Annotated in this window: 10 protein-coding genes; 8 read left to right on the top strand and 2 right to left on the bottom strand. The window is 66.3% G+C overall.

From position 1 onward, the window contains the following. Positions 1-203 precede the first annotated feature (203 nt). From ACQR1D_RS27780 to ACQR1D_RS27760, 5 genes are all read left to right on the top strand, one after another. Positions 204-1,235, top strand: coding sequence for an aKG-HExxH-type peptide beta-hydroxylase (locus tag ACQR1D_RS27780; RefSeq protein WP_434840198.1), 1,032 nt, complete (start codon positions 204-206; stop codon positions 1,233-1,235). Beyond that, positions 1,232-2,437 carry a radical SAM protein gene (locus ACQR1D_RS27775; protein WP_434840199.1) on the top strand — a complete coding sequence of 402 codons (1,206 nt, stop codon included), beginning with the start codon at positions 1,232-1,234 and terminating at the stop codon, positions 2,435-2,437. Before ACQR1D_RS27780 ends, ACQR1D_RS27775 begins: the two co-directional genes overlap by 4 nt. Positions 2,438-2,536: 99 nt before the next feature. After that, entirely contained in the window at positions 2,537-3,652 is a 1,116-nt protein-coding gene (locus tag ACQR1D_RS27770; RefSeq protein ID WP_316183636.1) for an aKG-HExxH-type peptide beta-hydroxylase, read from the top strand. 42 nt (positions 3,653-3,694) lie between these two features. Further along, positions 3,695-4,984, top strand: coding sequence for a YcaO-like family protein (locus ACQR1D_RS27765; RefSeq protein ID WP_434840200.1), 1,290 nt, complete (start codon positions 3,695-3,697; stop codon positions 4,982-4,984). An 8-nt stretch (positions 4,985-4,992) separates the two neighbouring features. Beyond that, complete coding sequence (locus tag ACQR1D_RS27760) at positions 4,993-6,333, top strand: TfuA-like protein (protein ID WP_434894200.1); 1,341 nt, start codon at positions 4,993-4,995, stop codon at positions 6,331-6,333. Positions 6,334-6,379: 46 nt separating this feature from the next. Here the strand turns inward: ACQR1D_RS27760 and ACQR1D_RS27755 are convergent, their stop codons facing one another. Next, complete coding sequence (locus ACQR1D_RS27755) at positions 6,380-7,864, bottom strand: UdgX family uracil-DNA binding protein (protein WP_434894199.1); 1,485 nt, start codon at positions 7,862-7,864, stop codon at positions 6,380-6,382. A 100-nt stretch (positions 7,865-7,964) separates the two neighbouring features. Then, complete coding sequence (locus ACQR1D_RS27750; protein WP_434894198.1) at positions 7,965-9,203, bottom strand: putative DNA modification/repair radical SAM protein; 1,239 nt, start codon at positions 9,201-9,203, stop codon at positions 7,965-7,967. Positions 9,204-9,387: 184 nt separating this feature from the next. Between ACQR1D_RS27750 and ACQR1D_RS27745 the strand changes: the two genes are divergently transcribed. The 3 genes from ACQR1D_RS27745 to ACQR1D_RS27735 all read left to right on the top strand — a co-directional run bounded on the left by ACQR1D_RS27745 (position 9,388) and on the right by ACQR1D_RS27735 (position 15,637). Beyond that, positions 9,388-10,176, top strand: coding sequence for an ImuA family protein (locus tag ACQR1D_RS27745; protein ID WP_434894197.1), 789 nt, complete (start codon positions 9,388-9,390; stop codon positions 10,174-10,176). Next, complete coding sequence (locus ACQR1D_RS27740) at positions 10,076-11,662, top strand: Y-family DNA polymerase (protein WP_434894196.1); 1,587 nt, start codon at positions 10,076-10,078, stop codon at positions 11,660-11,662. The genes ACQR1D_RS27745 and ACQR1D_RS27740 overlap by 101 nt, the downstream gene beginning before the upstream one ends. Before the next feature lie 366 nt (positions 11,663-12,028). Then, positions 12,029-15,637, top strand: a complete 3,609-nt coding sequence (locus ACQR1D_RS27735) for an error-prone DNA polymerase (RefSeq protein ID WP_434894195.1) — start codon at positions 12,029-12,031, stop codon at positions 15,635-15,637. Positions 15,638-15,990: the final 353 nt, after the last annotated feature.

Genomic DNA, 15,990 nt, shown 5'->3' with positions numbered 1-15,990 from the left:
GCCTGCCGTGTCGGATCTTGCCGATGTGACCGGTCTTGGCCCGCCCGCCACCTCGCCATTGCGTATGACGGGACTCGGTCGCCGTCGTGCGCATGAGCTTTCCTGATAGCTGCTCTTGATACCGGAATCGGTTGCGGTCCTGCCTCACGGCGGGAAAGCTCGCGGCTGGCTTCGTTGGCGTATTTCCGGAGGCATGCTCGATCATGACTGACGCGTGGACCTGGCGACCGTCGAAATCTGCCTGGCATGAGAAATTCAACGACAAGATCCTGAGATGGCAGCCCGAGGAGCGCCTCGGCCTGGATGGCGAGCCGCTCAAGGCATCGCTCATCGAAGCCAATGCGCATGAAGCGGATTGGCTTCGCCATCCCTGCATGAACTCCATCACCTATGAGGGACACGACAAAAGCCCGCAGCGCGATCTGCAGGTCGCGATCTGGACGGCTGCCAATGCGCCGACTGCCTCCACGTCGCTGACGGCGCCGGAGCCGCTGACCTTATGGTCGCCGGTCGGAGGCTATCGGATCGAGGCCGGCACGTATGACCTGAACGAGCTGGCCGCGCTGCTTCCGATGAAGGAGTGGCCCTACGACATATCGGTCGATGTGGGGTGCCACTCGCTGGGATTTCCGATCCCCGATACCTGGGCCGAGCACGCCGATCTCTCGGCCGACGAGCAGGCCCGGATGATGCGCGAGGTGACGAACGCGCTCGAGATCCTCGTGACCGCCGCAAAGAAGTTTCCCGAGTGCGTGAAGTGGGTGTCCGATGTGACGCGGGTCCTGATTCCCTTGCGCAGCAGCGAGCGATCCTATTTCCGCAGCGGATCGCAGGCCGATGTGCCCGGCATGGTCTATGCCGATCTGTTCGGCGGGCTGATGCAGGTGATGGAGGCCATCGTCCACGAATCCGCGCATCTGCATCTGTTCATGGCGGAGGCCTCTGGTCCCCTGGTGGATCCGCAGCACCAGGGCCGCTACGCATCGCCGCTGCGGCCGGAGCCGCGGCCCCTGCGCGGGATCCTGCTGGCGTTTCACGCCATCGCCTACATCTGTGCCTTTTATCGCGAGGCCGAGAAGCAGGGGTTTGGCGGATCGGCCGAGTACGATGCCGAGCTTGCCAACATGCTGACCAAGCTCAAGGAGGCGCAGGTCGTATTGGGTGATGCGCGACAGTTCCTGACCGAGGACGGCCGCGTCTTCGTCGATCGCACCGCCGAGATTGCCTACCAATGAAGGACGGTCCTCATCTTCACTTCGTGTTCAAGGTCGCGTCGCGCTGCAATCTGAACTGCTCCTATTGCTACGTCTACAACAAGGGCGACAGCACCTGGAAAGAACGCCCCGCGATCATGGACGATGAGGTCGTCGAGATCGCGATCGACCGCATCCGCGGTCATTGCCTGGCCACAGGCCAGACCTATCTGACGATTACCTTTCATGGCGGCGAGCCGTGCCTGGTGAAGCATGAGCGGTTCAGCTCCTGGTGCCAGAAGATCAAGGACGGGCTGGCGGGCGTCGCGCGGGTGCAGCTCTGCATGCAGACCAACGGCACGCTGCTCGACGACGGCTGGGCCGGGATCATCAAGAGGTTCGACATCGATCTCGGGATCAGCATCGACGGAACGCCGGAGGTGCATGATTCCCTGCGCGTCGATCATGCCGGGCGGGGCTCCTATCACGACGTCGAGCAGGGCCTGTCGGTGCTGCGCCGCGCCGGGATTCCGCTCCGCTTCCTGTCGGTGATCCAACTCGGGGCCAGCGGCGCCGCGGTGCATCGTCATCTGACGAGCCTGGGACCGGCCTCCATCGACTATCTGCTGCCGGATTTCACCCATGACACCATTGCGGCGGTTCGCGATCGTTATGGGCCGACACCCTGTGCCGATTTTCTGATCCCGATCTTCGAGGATTGGTGGCGGGACGGCACGCTGGATCTCCGGATCAAGATTTTCTGGAATATCGCCTGGCTGGTTCAGGGCGGGGAGAGCCGCATCGACATGCTCGGCAACCAGCCGCTGACCTTCCTGTTCGTCAACACCGATGGCGAGATCGAAGGGCTGGATGTGCTGCGGGTCTGCTACGACGGTGCCGCGCGCACCGGCCTGAATGTGCGGACCTCCGACTTCATGGACGTCCAGCACGCTGGCGCGTTTCACCGCGCGGCGGTGTTCGAGGGCCTGCCGCTGCCCGACGGCTGCCGCGCCTGCCGCGAGCGCGACACCTGTGCCGGCGGCTATCTTCCGCATCGCTATGCGTCGCAGACCGGCTTCAACAATCCGACGGTGTGGTGCGCCGATCTCCTGAAACTGTTCGATCATGTCCGTGAACGGCTGGGGACGTCGGTGGAAGAAACGAAGCTCCGCCGGGCCCATTTCATCGACATGGCGCTGCAGCGGGCGGTGGGGCTGCAGCAGGAGTTGCCGGCCATCGGCTGAGGCGGGACCTCGATCGCCGTCTCATGAGCGATCGCGCCGGGGCCTGCGGTCGGGCGGCACGGTGGAGAGTGGAATGCGGAAGCGGAAGGAGTGCGCACGATGACGATCACCCGGATGCCCGATATTCTGCGCTGGGACGATTACGACGCGGTGTGCGACGGCGTGCTTGCCAGCTATGGCGATCGGCTCGCGCAGAAGCTGGGCGAGGCCGTGGGCGAGATCTGCCGCGACGATCCCGCGGGCGGGGACGAGCTGCGCAGCATGATGGATCGCGTCGCGGACGATGGCTTCATGCGGGTTCTCGATGCTCCCGAGACCTCGTTCCGTCTGTTGTCGGCGCCGGGCCGGCACGCCGAGGACAAGGGACGATTTCTGCGCGATGCGTTCGTGGCCGAGGCGTTGCGCCAGGAGCTCGACGTCGCCGCCGACCGGGACGTGTGGACCGCGCTCGGCGACCGCGGCTATCTGCGTGACGGCGCCTGCATCTGGCCCCAGGTCGAGGGCATGCCGGTGACCGATTACGGCAGCCCGCATGCGCTCAGGGTGGACCTGTCCGGCCAGGACCGGCCGGTCCCGCCGCCGCGCCCGCCGTTCTCGGACAGCGAAATCGACCGGCTGCACGATCTGCTGCGCCGGTCGCGGGCGGCGCTCGAACGGACCGAGGCGGGGCTTCCCCGCTTCGTCGCCCGCTTCAACATCGCCCTCATCCTGCAGAAGGATCCGGAGAGCCCGGCCAGCTTCTCGTCGGGATCGAACGGCTATTACATCGGCCGAACCTTCCTCGCCAATCCGCACCTTCCCGAGATCGACGAATCCCACGTCGCCGATGCGCTGGTCCATGAGGGCATCCACGCGCTGCTCTACATGCAGGAGCAGGAACAGCCCTGGTTTCTCGATTCGACGGCGAAGGGGTCGCTGCCGCGCATCACCTCGCCCTGGAGCGGCAGCCGGCTGCCGTTTCCGTCGTTCCTGCAGGCCTGTTTCGTCTGGTACGGCCTGCTGCATTTCTGGAGCCGGGCGATGCAGTCCGGCGCGTTCGAGCAGGGCGTCGCAATCAAGCGCATCCAGCTCTGCCTGCGCGGCTTCTGCAAGCAGCCGCTGCTCGACAGCATCGCGGGGTTCACGTCGGTGGTCGACGCCGATGTGCAGAAGACCATCGAGGAGATGCAGAACGTCGTCGTCGGCGCTTTCGCCGATGTCCGCCATGCAGGCTGATGCGACGACGACGTCGGTGACGGTTGAGTGCGGAGGCTGCGGATGGGGAGTGGAACGGCACTGCATCGGGATCGTCTGGCGCGTCCGGTCCAGAAGAGCTTTCGATCGGGAACGCAGCGGTCGGTGCCGCCGTCGCAGACGGTGGAGCGGGTGCGTCCTTACCTCGCCGAGATGGGGATCACGCGGGTGGCCGACGTCACCGGCCTCGACCGGGTCGGCATTCCCGTCACCATGGTCTGCCGGCCGAACTCGCGCTCGGTCTCGGTGTCGCAGGGCAAGGGGTTGACCCTGGACGCCGCGAAGGCGTCGGGCCTGATGGAATCGATCGAGCTGTTTCACGCCGAGACGATCACGCTGCCGTTGAAGCTTGCGACCTATGCCGAGCTGATCCGCGACCATGACGTGGTCGACGTCGCCGACCTGCCGCTGATCGCCGGCGGCCGCTTCCATCCGGATCTGCAGATGCTGTGGATCGAAGGCCGCGATCTGATTGCGGATGCCGATGTCTGGGTGCCGTTCGAGATGGTGAACCTCTCGACATCGCGCCCCGAAATGCCGGCCGGCAGCTTCATCTCGTCGTCGAACGGCTTGGCGTCCGGCAACCACCTGATCGAGGCGCTGCTGCACGGCATCTGCGAGGTCGTGGAGCGCGATGCGACCACGCTCTGGCACCTGCGCAGTCCGGACGAGCAGCAGGGCCGGCGCATCGCGCTCGACACGGTTCAGGACGAAGGCAACAGGCGGCTGCTGGAGATGTGCGAGCGTGCGGGCCTCGAGGTGGTGGCGTGGGACATCAGCTCCGATGTCGGGCTCGCCGCCTGCCAGTGCCTGATCTTCGATCGTGACGAGGAGCTGGGGCGGGATCTCTATGCTGCGTTGGGCATGGGCGCGCATCTATCGCCGGAGATCGCCTTCCTGCGCGCGCTGACCGAAGCGGCGCAGAGCCGGCTGACGCTGATCGCGGGGGCGCGCGACGACGTGTTTCGCGAGGAATATGACGAGACGGCGCTGGCCGCGCAGTTTCTCGGCGAGCAGCGGGCGTTGCTGCGAACCAGCCCGCCGACGCGAAGCCTGCGCGAAACGCCGTCGCTGGCCTCGGAGACGTTCAACGACGACCTCGCCGTGGTTCTCGATCGGCTGCAATCCGCCGGTGTCCGACAGGTGATCGCGGTCGATCTCACCAAGAGCAGGTTCGAGATCCCCGTGGCGAGGGTCGTCATTCCAGGGCTAGAGACCTTCGACAAGAATCCGGACTACAGCCCGGGGCGGAGGGCGCGGGCCTTCGCCGATGATCAGCTCTCGCGGCGCCAGCCATCGGGGCATCCGCTATGACATGCATCGTGTTCACCGGGCCGACGCTGCATCCGCGCGACGCCGCGCTCGAATTGGAGGCGGAGTATCTCCCGCCGGTGCAGCAGGGCGACGTCTATCGCGCCGCGCTGGCCAAGCCTGCGGCGATCGGGATCATCGACGGCTATTTCGAGCAGGTGCCGTCGGTGTGGCACAAGGAGATCCTGTGGGCGATGGCCAACGGCATCCACGTGTTCGGCAGCGCCAGCATGGGCGCGCTGCGCGCGGCCGAGCTGCACGCGTTCGGCATGGAGGGCGTCGGCAAGGTATTCGCGGCGTATCGCGACGGCGTGTTCGAGGCCGACGACGAGGTCGCCCTGATTCACGGGCCGGCGGAGCTCGGCTTTCCCGCGCTGTCCGAGCCGCTGGTCAACATCCGCTTCACCCTGCAGAAGGCGGTCGCCGCTGGCGTGATCTCGGAGGCGTCCCGTCAGATCCTGGAGGCGCTCGGCAAGGCAAGCTTCTATCCCGAGCGCAGCTACCCGGCGCTGCTGCAGGGCGCGCGGTCCGATGGCCGCCTGACGTCGCAGGAGATCGACGCGCTGGAGGTCTGGCTGCCGGATCACCGCATCGACCAGAAGCGTGACGACGCGCTGGAGATGCTGCGGACGATGCGGCGCCGGTTCGCCGGCGACGTGGTGCCCAAGGCGGTCGATTACGCCTTCGAGCACACGCAGTTGTGGGACGGCCTGATCCAGGACGCACAGCGCTCGGCGGCCGCAGAACGCGAGTCCGGCATCCCGGACGGGACGCCGCAATTGATGGACGAGCTGCGGCTGCTGGCCGCGCGCGGCGGCGACCTGTCCGACAAGGCGATCGCGCGATTTCTCGCCGCATCGGAGGCCAAGCGCCGCGGCGTCAGGGTCGACGCCCAGGCGCTGAGCGCGGAGATCATCCGGTTTCGCCAGAGCAGGGATCTGATGGACCCGGCCGAGCTCGAGGCGTGGATCGCGCGCAACGGCCTGACCCGCTCGGAGTTTCTGGAGCTGATGCTGGACGAGGCGCGCATCCGCTCGTTCAGGAAGGGGCTCAACGGCTCGGCCCTGAATGCGCTGGCCGACTGGGCCCGGATCGACGGCCATTTCGAGGATCTGCTGGCGCGCGCCCGCGACAAATGCGAGGTGCTGAAGCAGGCGGAGATCGATGGCGGCGGCTGTCCGGCCGATTTCGGGATCAGCGAGGACGAGCTGATGGCGAGATATCTGCCGGCAGCGTCCGACGACGGAGGCCAGGACGAGGCGGAGTTGGCGGGATCGCTCGGGTTTCCGGATCGCGCCGCGCTGATCCAGGCCCTGCTGCGCGAGCACGTTTACACCTCGCGCAAATCCTGACCGACGGTTGCCGCGTCGTGCTTCACGCCCGATGGCGGGGAGGCGGTCATGCCGCGTGGGCGCGCTTGAGCGCGGCGGCGGCGATCTTCAGGTCTTGCACGAAGAGTTCGTATTCACGCGCCTTGGCGTCGGCGTCGGGCAGGCGCAAGAGATAGGACGGGTGCACCGTGATCATCGCCCTGACACCATCGGGCAGGTCGACCACATGGCCGCGATTCTTGGTGACCTGGGTGATCTTGCCGAACACCGACTGCGCCGCGGTGGCGCCCATCGCCACGACCAGAGCGGGCCGGACGGCGGCGAGCTCGCGCTCGTACCATTGCCGGCAGGCCTTGATCTCCGGCGTGGCCGGCTTCTGGTGCAGCCGGATCTTGCCGCGCGGCACGAACTTGAAATGCTTCACCGCATTGGTGACGTAGACCTTGGACCGGTCGATGCCGGCCTCTGCGAGCGCACGGTCGAGCATCTGTCCCGCCGGGCCGACGAACGGATGGCCGGCCAGATCCTCCTTGTCGCCCGGCTGCTCGCCGACCAGCATCAGCGGCGCATGCTCAGGACCTTCCCCGAACACGGTCTGGGTGGCATCCTTCCACAGCGGGCAGGCGCGGCAGGACGCGGCTTCTTCACGCAAGGTCTCAAGGTCGGCGGCGACAACATCACGTGAGGTCTCAGCAGCAGCATGCGCGTGGGCTTTCGGCTTGCGGGTCATCGCGGTCTCCTCGACGCGCTTCTGTGGCTTGTGCGGTTCGGTGCCAGGTTCGGCGATCATCTCGGTGGTGCGCCGGGCGGCAGCCGCGATCAGCGGCTGGATCAGCTTGGCCTCGGGCAGGTTCTGCCAATATTTCTTCGGCATCTCCTTTTCCATTGCCTTCACTTTGAGCCGTGCCGGATTGAAAATGCTAGCATAATAGCGCAGCCACACCTCTTCGAGGCGGTCTTCCGACGGCGCTTCGGCCTTGCTCACACCCGGCGTGAACGAGACGTGGCTGCCGTCCCAATGCGCGCAGATTTCCGGGGTGAGGATCGACCAGGGCATGTCGGCGAAGCGCCGGGCGAAGAACGGCGCGGCGCGCTCGACGATGTGATGCTCCGGCTCGAACCAGGCGACGTAGCGTGACTCGCGCTCGCGGCCGACCTCGCGGAAACGGACGAAGGCGTGCATCTTGTGGACGTCGCGGCGCACCGCGCGCGCCAGCGCATTGGCCTGCGCGACGTCGGGATCGGTGGCGATGTCCATGAGATCGTGGTTGGTCCGCAGACGCCACAGCAGCCGGTAGAGCAGGGTGAAGCGGCTGGGGTCGCTGTGCAGGATCGCGCTTTCAGCAAGCTCCATGAAGCTCGCCGGCACCGAAAACGCGCCCTTGGGCACCTCGGGCAGCTGGGTGTCAGCATGGTCGTCGAACAGATCGGGCGCCGCGCCCTTGACGCGCCATGTGACATCCGCCGGCCTGACGTCGTTCATCGCCAGCGCCCGCGCCGCCCGGCGCCAGCCGTCGAAATCGGTGTCGCTGTCGAGGGTTACGACGTGCATTTGTCTCCTCACGTCATTGCGAGGAGCGAAGCGACGAAGCAATCCAGAGTCGTCGTGTCGCCCCTGGATCGCGTCGCTGCGCTCGCGATGACGGCTTCCGTCAAAATCCAAATCCCAGCTGCTGCGGTTTCGGCCGCAGCAGGGCTCTGAGGCTGGCACCGTCGAGCAAAGACGGAGACGGCCGGTGGTCGGAGAGAACGATGAACGGCAGCGCCTTGTTCCGGACGACGTTGAGCCGGGCGAGATCCGCAAGGCGGATCGTGGTGGTGCGCCGGGTCGCGAGGATGCGCTGCACGGTGCGGGTGCCGAAGCCGGGTACGCGCAGCAGCTCCTCGTGGCTTGCGGTGTTGATGTCGAGCGGGAAGCGGTCGCGATGGCGCAGCGCCCAGGCAAGCTTGGGGTCGATGTCGAGCGGCAGCATGCCCTCGTTCTCCTCGACGATCTCGTCGGCGTCGAAGCCGTAGAACCGCATCAGCCAGTCGGCCTGGTACAGCCGGTGCTCGCGCACCAGAGGCGGGGCCTGCAGCGGCAGCGCGCGGCTGGCATCGGGGATCGGGCTGAAGGCGGAGTAATACACCCGCTTGAGCTTGTAGGCGCCGTAGAGATTGGCCGAGGTCGACAGGATGACGCGGTCGTTGGCCGCGTCGGCGCCGACGATCATCTGCGTGCTCTGGCCGGCCGGCGCAAAGCGCGGCGGCTTCGCCCGGCGCACCGTCTTCTTGGCTTCCGCCGTCTCGTCGAGCTTCAGCCTGAGACGGCCCATGGTGCGGCGGATCGCGCGCTGGTCCTTCTCCGGCGCGAGCTGCGTCAGGCTCTCTTCCAGCGGCGTCTCGATGTTGATGCTGAGCCGGTCGGCGTAGCGGCCGGCTTCCGCGATCAGCGCCTCGTCGGCTTCGGGAATCGTCTTCAGATGGATGTAGCCGCGGAAGCGATGCTCCTCGCGCAGCTTGCGCGCGACGCTCACGACCTGCTCCATCGTGTAGTCCGGGCTGCGGATGATGCCCGACGACAGGAATAGCCCCTCGATGTAGTTGCGGCGATAGAAGTCGATGGTGAGCTTCACCACCTCGTCGACCGTGAAGCGGGCGCGCGGCACGTTGGAGGAGGCGCGGTTGATGCAATACAGGCAGTCGTAGTTGCAGGCATTGGTCAGCAGAACCTTGAGCAGCGAGATGCAGCGTCCGTCCGGCGCATAGGAATGGCAGATGCCCATGCCGGGCGCGGTCGAGCCGAGACCCTTGCCGTCGCGGGAATCCCGCATCTCAGTACCGCTGGAGGCGCAGGACGCGTCGTACTTGGCGGCATCGGCCAGGATCTCCAGCTTGCGGAGCAGCTCCATACCTTTGAATCCCTTTGATTCCATTCGTTGAATCGTATCCGGGGCAATCCCGATTGACTCTCTCGAAGGCGTTAGCTTTATATTAGAACGTATCATGAACAAAGAGGGTCGTCGCGGGTTCAACTGCCTGCTTCACTTGAGAACGGCAGCGCCCGCACGATGGATTGAAGAGGAGCGGCGACGGATGACCGGCGCACGCATGGATACGCTCGCGCGTCTGCGCGGCCGCATTGCCCGTCTCGAGGCGGGAGATGGCGCACATGATTTGCGCCGGGTCGCGCTCGGCCATGACGCGGCCGATGCGGTGCTGCAGGGTGGGCTCGCCACCGGCGCGCTGCATGAGGTGTTCGCCGAGACCTGCCGCCAGGCGGCGGCCGCGACCGGTTTTCTGTGCGGGCTTGCCGCGCGTGTCGCCGCGCGCCGGCCGCTGATCTGGATCCGGCAGGATTTCGCCGAGCGCGAGATGGGCGCGCTGTCGATGAGCGGGCTCGCCGAGCTCGGCCTCGATCCGTGCCGACTCGTGATCGTGCGCGCGCCCGATCTCGATCACGCCCTGCGCACCGCCGCCGACGCGCTCGTCTGCGATGCGCTGGGCGGTGTGATGCTGGAGGTGTGGGGCGAGACGCAAAAGCTCGATCTCGTCGCCAGCCGCAAGCTGACCCTGGCGGCGCAGGAGTCCGGGGTGACGGCGCTCATGCTGCGCATCGCGGCCACGCCCGAGCCCTCGACCGCCGAGACGCGCTGGATCGTCCGCACCGCGCCGTCGCTGCCCTCGGCGCCGTGGATGGCGTGGGGCGCACCGCGCCTCGATGCCGAGCTCATTCGCAACCGTCACGGCCAGACCGGACGATGGATCATGGAGTGGACCCCCGATGCATGCCGTTTCAATGAACCGGCGGCGGATCCTCAGCCTGTGGCTGCCGCGCCTGCCCATCGATCGCATCAAGCGCAGCCGCGCCGCCGATCCGCATGATGGCCTTCCGCAGGCCGTCGTCCTCAAGGATGCCAATGTGCTGCTGATCCATTCGTTGGACGAGGCGGCGGCGCGTCACGGCGTCAGCCTCGGCCAGCCCTTGGCCAATGCCCGCGCGGTCTGTCCCGATCTCGTCGTGCACGAGGCGGATTTGGCGGCTGATGCAAAGATGCTGGAGGGCATCGCCGACTGGTGCGACCGCTTCACGCCGCTGGTGGCGCTCGATCCCCCGCATGGGCTTTTGCTCGACATCACCGGCTGCGTGCATCTGTTCGGCGGCGAAGCCAGACTGATGCGGTCGGTCTGCGACGCGCTGACCGCGCACGGCCTCATTGTGTCGGCGGCGATCGCCTCCAACGCCGTCTGCGCGCGGACGCTGAACCGGCAGGTGCACGGCCGCATCGTGCCTGATGGCGAGGAGGCGACTGCGGTGGCGCCGCTGCCGGTGGCCGCGCTGGGCGGCAGCGAGGCGATCACGCTCGGCCTGCGCCGCGCCGGCTTGAAGACGATCGGCGACGTCGCCGCGCGCGGCCGCAACGAGATCACCGCGCGGTTCGGCGCCGCTTTCACCCGTGTGCTGGCGCAGGCGCTGGGCGAGGCCGATGCGCCGATCAGCCCGCGCAAAGTCCCGCCGGACTACATCGTCGACAAGCGCTTCGCCGAGCCGGTCGCGACCGACACCGTGATCGCGGCCAGCCTCTCCAGCCTGGCCGCGATGCTGGTGGCGGCGATGGCGCAGCAGGGCAAGGGCGCGCGGCGGCTGGAGGCCTGCTTCTTCCGCACCGATGGGCTGGTGCGCGTCATCGCGGTCGACACCGGCCAGCCGGTCACCGAGGCCGTCGTCATCGACCGGCTGTTTCGCGAACGGCTCGAGGCGCTGAATGATCCGCTCGATCCCGGCTTCGGCTTCGACATGATGCGGCTGTCGGCCAGCCGCAGCGAGATCGTGGTGCAGCAGCAGCGCGATCTCGATGCGCATGTTCATGACAATGATGAGCTCTCGGCCCTGATCGACCGCATCGCCGCGCGCATCGGCGGCAAGCGTGTGGTCGTGCATCTGCCGGTGGATACGCATATTCCGGAGCGCGTAGCGCTGCCGCTGCCAGCGCAGCACCATCTGGCGGCCACCAGCACGGCCGCTTGGCCCGAGCGAAGCGACGGCGAGCCGCCGTTGCGACCTCTGCGGCTGTTCGCGCGCCCCGAGGCGATCCAGGTGATCGCCGGCGTACCGGACGGCCCGCCCGCGCGCTTCGTCTGGCGCCGCGCGGCGCATGCCGTCGTGCGCGCCGAAGGCCCGGAGCGCATCGCGATGGAATGGTGGCGGCCGGACGGGCAGGGCCTCACGCGTGACTATTTCCGCGTCGAGGACGAGCACGGCCTGCGCTTCTGGCTCTACCGCGACGGTCTGTATGACCGCGAACTCGAGCAGCCGGAGAACGGTTTGCCGATGCAGCCCGCCTGGTACATGCACGGGCTGTTCGCATGAGGGCAGGAGCGATCACACACATCTCGCGGCAAGCTCGCTACTTCCCCTTTGGAGAGCAAGTTAACGCACTTGTCTGGAAATTGGATCCGAGCACTTGCAGCGCGGACGGTGCGCTCCCTCTCCCCGTTCTTCACGGGGAGAGGGGTGGGGTGAGGGGCAGCCGCACGGGAAGTGTTCGTGGTGAGACCTGTACCCCCTCACCCGGATTGCATCTGACGATGCAATCCGACCTCTCAGCGCGAGCGCAGCTCGTCGCGCCCCCGCAAGCGGGGCGAGGTGAGGGCCGAGCAAGCCGCAAGATGCGCGCTTACATCATCCCTTTAAGGGTCAGGCATCGTGCCGCCGCCCAGCCTCGGCGATCACCCCATGACCCCTAACCCCTATGCCGAGATCGGCATCACCACCAATTTTTCCTTCCTGCACGGCGGCTCGCATCCGCAGGACTATGTGCATCAGGCCGCCGAGTATCGCCTCACCGCCATCGGCATCGCCGACCACAACACGCTCGCCGGCATCGTCCGCGCCTATAGCGAGCTGAGTAGTGACCGGCTGAGCTGCAAGCCGAAGCTGCTCTACGGCGCACGGCTGGTGTTCACCTGCGGCACGCCGGACATCCTGGTCTATCCGCGCGACCGCGCCGCCTACGGCCGGCTGTGCCAGCTGCTCACCCACGGCAAGCGCGGCAGCGATCTCGACAAGGTCGCCAAGGGCGACTGCCGCCTGAGTTTCGAGGATCTGTTCGAGTTCATCGAAGGCCAGCTCGTGGTGCTGATGCCGCCGCATCGCTTCGACGAGGCTGTGCTCGGCAAAATCCTGGCACGGCTGAAAGACAGCCCCGCCGAAGGCGTGTGGCTGGCCGGCAGCCTGCTGTATCGTGGCGACGACCGCCGCCGGCTGGCGCGGCTCGCGCGCCTTGCGGCTTCCAGCAAAGTGCCGCTGATCGCCACCAACGACGTCCTCTATCATCATCCGCAGCAGCGCATGCTGCAGGATGTGCTCACCTGCATCCGCGAGAAAGCTTCGATCGAGACCATCGGCCGAAGGCTCCAGGCCAATGCCGAGCGCCATCTCAAGCCGGGCCACGAAATGGCGCGGCTGTTCCGTGACCACCCCGACGCTGTGACCGAGACCATCCGTTTCACCGACCGCATCGTCTTCTCGCTCGACCAGCTCAAATACCAATATCCGGACGAGCCGGTGCCGCCCGGCAAGACCGCGCAGGGGCATCTGCAGGATTTGACCTGGGCCGGCGCCAAGACCTGTTTCGGCGACCATCTCGATGACAAGCTGCGCGCTGTTCTCGACAAGGAGCTGGCGCTGATCGCCGAGCTCAACTACGCGCATTACTTCCTCACCGTCCACGACATCGTCCGCTATGCTCGCAGCCAGGGCATCCTGTGCCAGGGCCGCGGCTCCGCGGCGAATTCGGCTGTCTGCTACGTGCTCGGCATCACCTCGGTCGATCCAACCAAGATCGATCTGCTGTTCGAGCGCTTCATCTCCAAGGAGCGGCTGGAGCCGCCGGATATCGACGTCGATTTCGAGCATTCGCGGCGCGAGGAGGTGATGCAATATGTCTATCGCCGCTACGGCCGCCACCGCGCCGCGATCATCGCCACCGTCATCCATTATCGCCCGCGCAGCGCCATCCGCGACGTCGGCAAGGCGCTCGGCCTGACCGAAGACGTCACCTCCGTGCTCGCCGACACCGTGTGGGGCAGTTGGGGCGACGGCCTGTCGGACATGCAGGTGCGCCAGGCCGGGCTCGATCCCGCCAACCCGATGATCCGTCGCGCGGTGGAGCTGGCGGGGGAGCTGATCACCTTTCCGCGCCATCTGTCTCAGCATGTCGGCGGCTACGTGCTGACGCAGGATCGGCTCGACAGCTACGTCCCGATCGGCAACGCCGCGATGGACGACCGCACCTTCATCGAATGGGACAAGGACGACGTCGACGCGCTCAGCATGATGAAGGTCGACGTGCTCGCGCTGGGCATGCTGACCTGCATCCGCAAGAGCTTTGCGCTGATCGAGCAGCATAAGCATATTCATCACGATCTGGCGTCGGTGCCGCGGGAGGATTCCAGAGTCTACGACATGCTGTGCAAGGGCGAGTCGCTCGGCGTGTTCCAGGTCGAGAGCCGGGCGCAGATGAACATGCTGCCGCGGCTGAAGCCGCGCACCTTCTACGACCTCGTGATCGAGGTTGCGATCGTCCGGCCCGGGCCGATCCAGGGCGATATGGTGCATCCGTATCTGCGACGTCGGAACAATCAGGAAAAGGTGACCTATCCGTCGCCGTCGCCCGATCACGGCCCGGCGGACGAACTCTACAAGGTGCTGCACAAGACGCTCGGCGTGCCCTTGTTCCAGGAGCAGGCGATGCGGATCGCGATCGAGGCGGCAAAGTTCTCGCCGGAGGAGGCGAACGGCCTGCGCCGCGCGATGGCGACGTTCCGCAACGTCGGCACCATCGGCTCCTATGAGGAGAAGATGGTCACGAGCATGATCGCGCGCGGCTACGATCCGGCCTTCGCCAAGAGCTGCTTCGACCAGATCAAGGGCTTTGGCTCCTATGGCTTCCCGGAAAGCCACGCCGCGAGTTTCGCCCAGCTCGTCTACGTCTCGTCCTGGCTGAAATGCTTCCATCCCGACGCGTTCTGCTGCGCGCTGCTGAACTCGCAGCCGATGGGATTCTATGCCCCGGCGCAGATCGTCGGCGACGCCCACAAGAACGGCGTCGAGATCCGCAACATCGACGTGTCCCACAGCTTCGCCGACAACACGCTGGAGAACACGAACGACAAATACTGCGCCGTCCGCCTCGGCTTCCGCCAGATCGACGGCTTCCGCTGGATCGACCGCGACGAGGAACGGATCAGGAAATTGTCGGAGGCGCTGCGGAGGAAGGCGCAGCCTGCTCCAACATCTTCAATAGGTGCTGGGGAGGCTCTCTCCCCATCGTCATTCCGGGGCGCGCGCAGCGCGAGCCCGGAATCCATACTCCCGATCGTGGTTATGGATTCCGGGCTCGCCCTCCGGGCGCCCCGGAATGACGGCGTGGGTGGAGTTGTTTCTAACTCGCAAACGATTGGTGCATTTGGAGAGCATGCAAACGCATCGCCCCGCAACGATAACGAGACACAAGCCGACATCTTCGACCGCGAGGACGACTGGGCCGACCGCATCATCAAGGCGCGCGAGCGCCGTCCCTTCACCTCGCTGGAGGACTTCGCCCGCGACACCGCGCTGCCCAAGCGTGCGCTGCTGCTGCTGGCCGATGCCGATGCGTTCCGATCGCTCGGGCTCGACCGTCGCGCCGCGCTCTGGGCGGTGCGCCGGCTGCCCGACGACGTGCCGCTGCCGCTGTTCGAGGCCGCCATCGCCCGCGAGCAGCCGGACGAGGGCGCCAGGCCGCTGCCGGAGATGCCGCTGCCGGAGCACGTCGTCGCGGACTATCAGACCATCCGCCTGTCCCTGAAGGGCCACCCGATGGAGTTCCTGCGTGAGCGTTTTGCTGCCGAAGGCGTGCTGGCCTGCCGCGAGATCAACGATGCCAATGACCGTCGCAGAGTTCGTTGCGCCGGCGTGGTGCTGGTGCGGCAGCGACCGGGCAGCGCCAAGGGCGTCGTGTTCATGACCCTGGAGGACGAGACCGGCATCGCCAACATCGTGGTGTGGCCGAAGGTGATGGAGACCTTCCGCAAGGAGGTGATGGGCGCGCGCCTCGTGCTGGTCGAAGGCCGCATCCAGAGCAGCCCCGAGAAAGTCGTTCATCTCGTCGCCGAGCGCCTGGTCGACCGCAGCGCCGATCTCACCTTGCTGTCAGACGACCGCCTCGGCGCCGTCCCTCATGGCGCCACGCCCGCCGAGCCGCTCAACGACGACCGCCGCGACCACCCCGACACTCCCTCCCAGCGCGTCAGCCACCCCCGCAACGTCCGCATCCTGCCGCGCTCGCGGGATTTTCATTGAGGTACGGAGAGGTGTTGCCACATGGCTCGCCTAACATGTTGGGCGCGGTGTTTCGTGCGATGCTTCGCATCGCCCGAAGTAACTTCCTCCACCAAGTGCAATGACGATCCGCATCAACGATTGGAATTATCATCGCGGTGTTTGCACGTTGAAAGATCGTGCGCAGTGCAAGTGAATGCGCCCTCTCCCCTTGTGGGAGAGGGCATGTAGGAAGGTGCGGCAAGTTCGGTTGGGTGAGGGGTCTGTCTCCACGGTCGTTGCTTTCGGAGAGATACCCCCATTGGCGCTAACTTACCAAATTAACGCTTGGTATTCTCGTTTTCTTGGCGGCTCTTGGAGATGGCGTTGAATGT

Source organism: Bradyrhizobium sp. HKCCYLRH2047 (assembly GCF_051168175.1).
GTDB lineage: Bacteria > Pseudomonadota > Alphaproteobacteria > Rhizobiales > Xanthobacteraceae > Bradyrhizobium.
The sequence above is the reverse complement of the archived record's forward strand: the minus strand, read 5'-3'. Positions and strand labels throughout refer to the sequence as shown.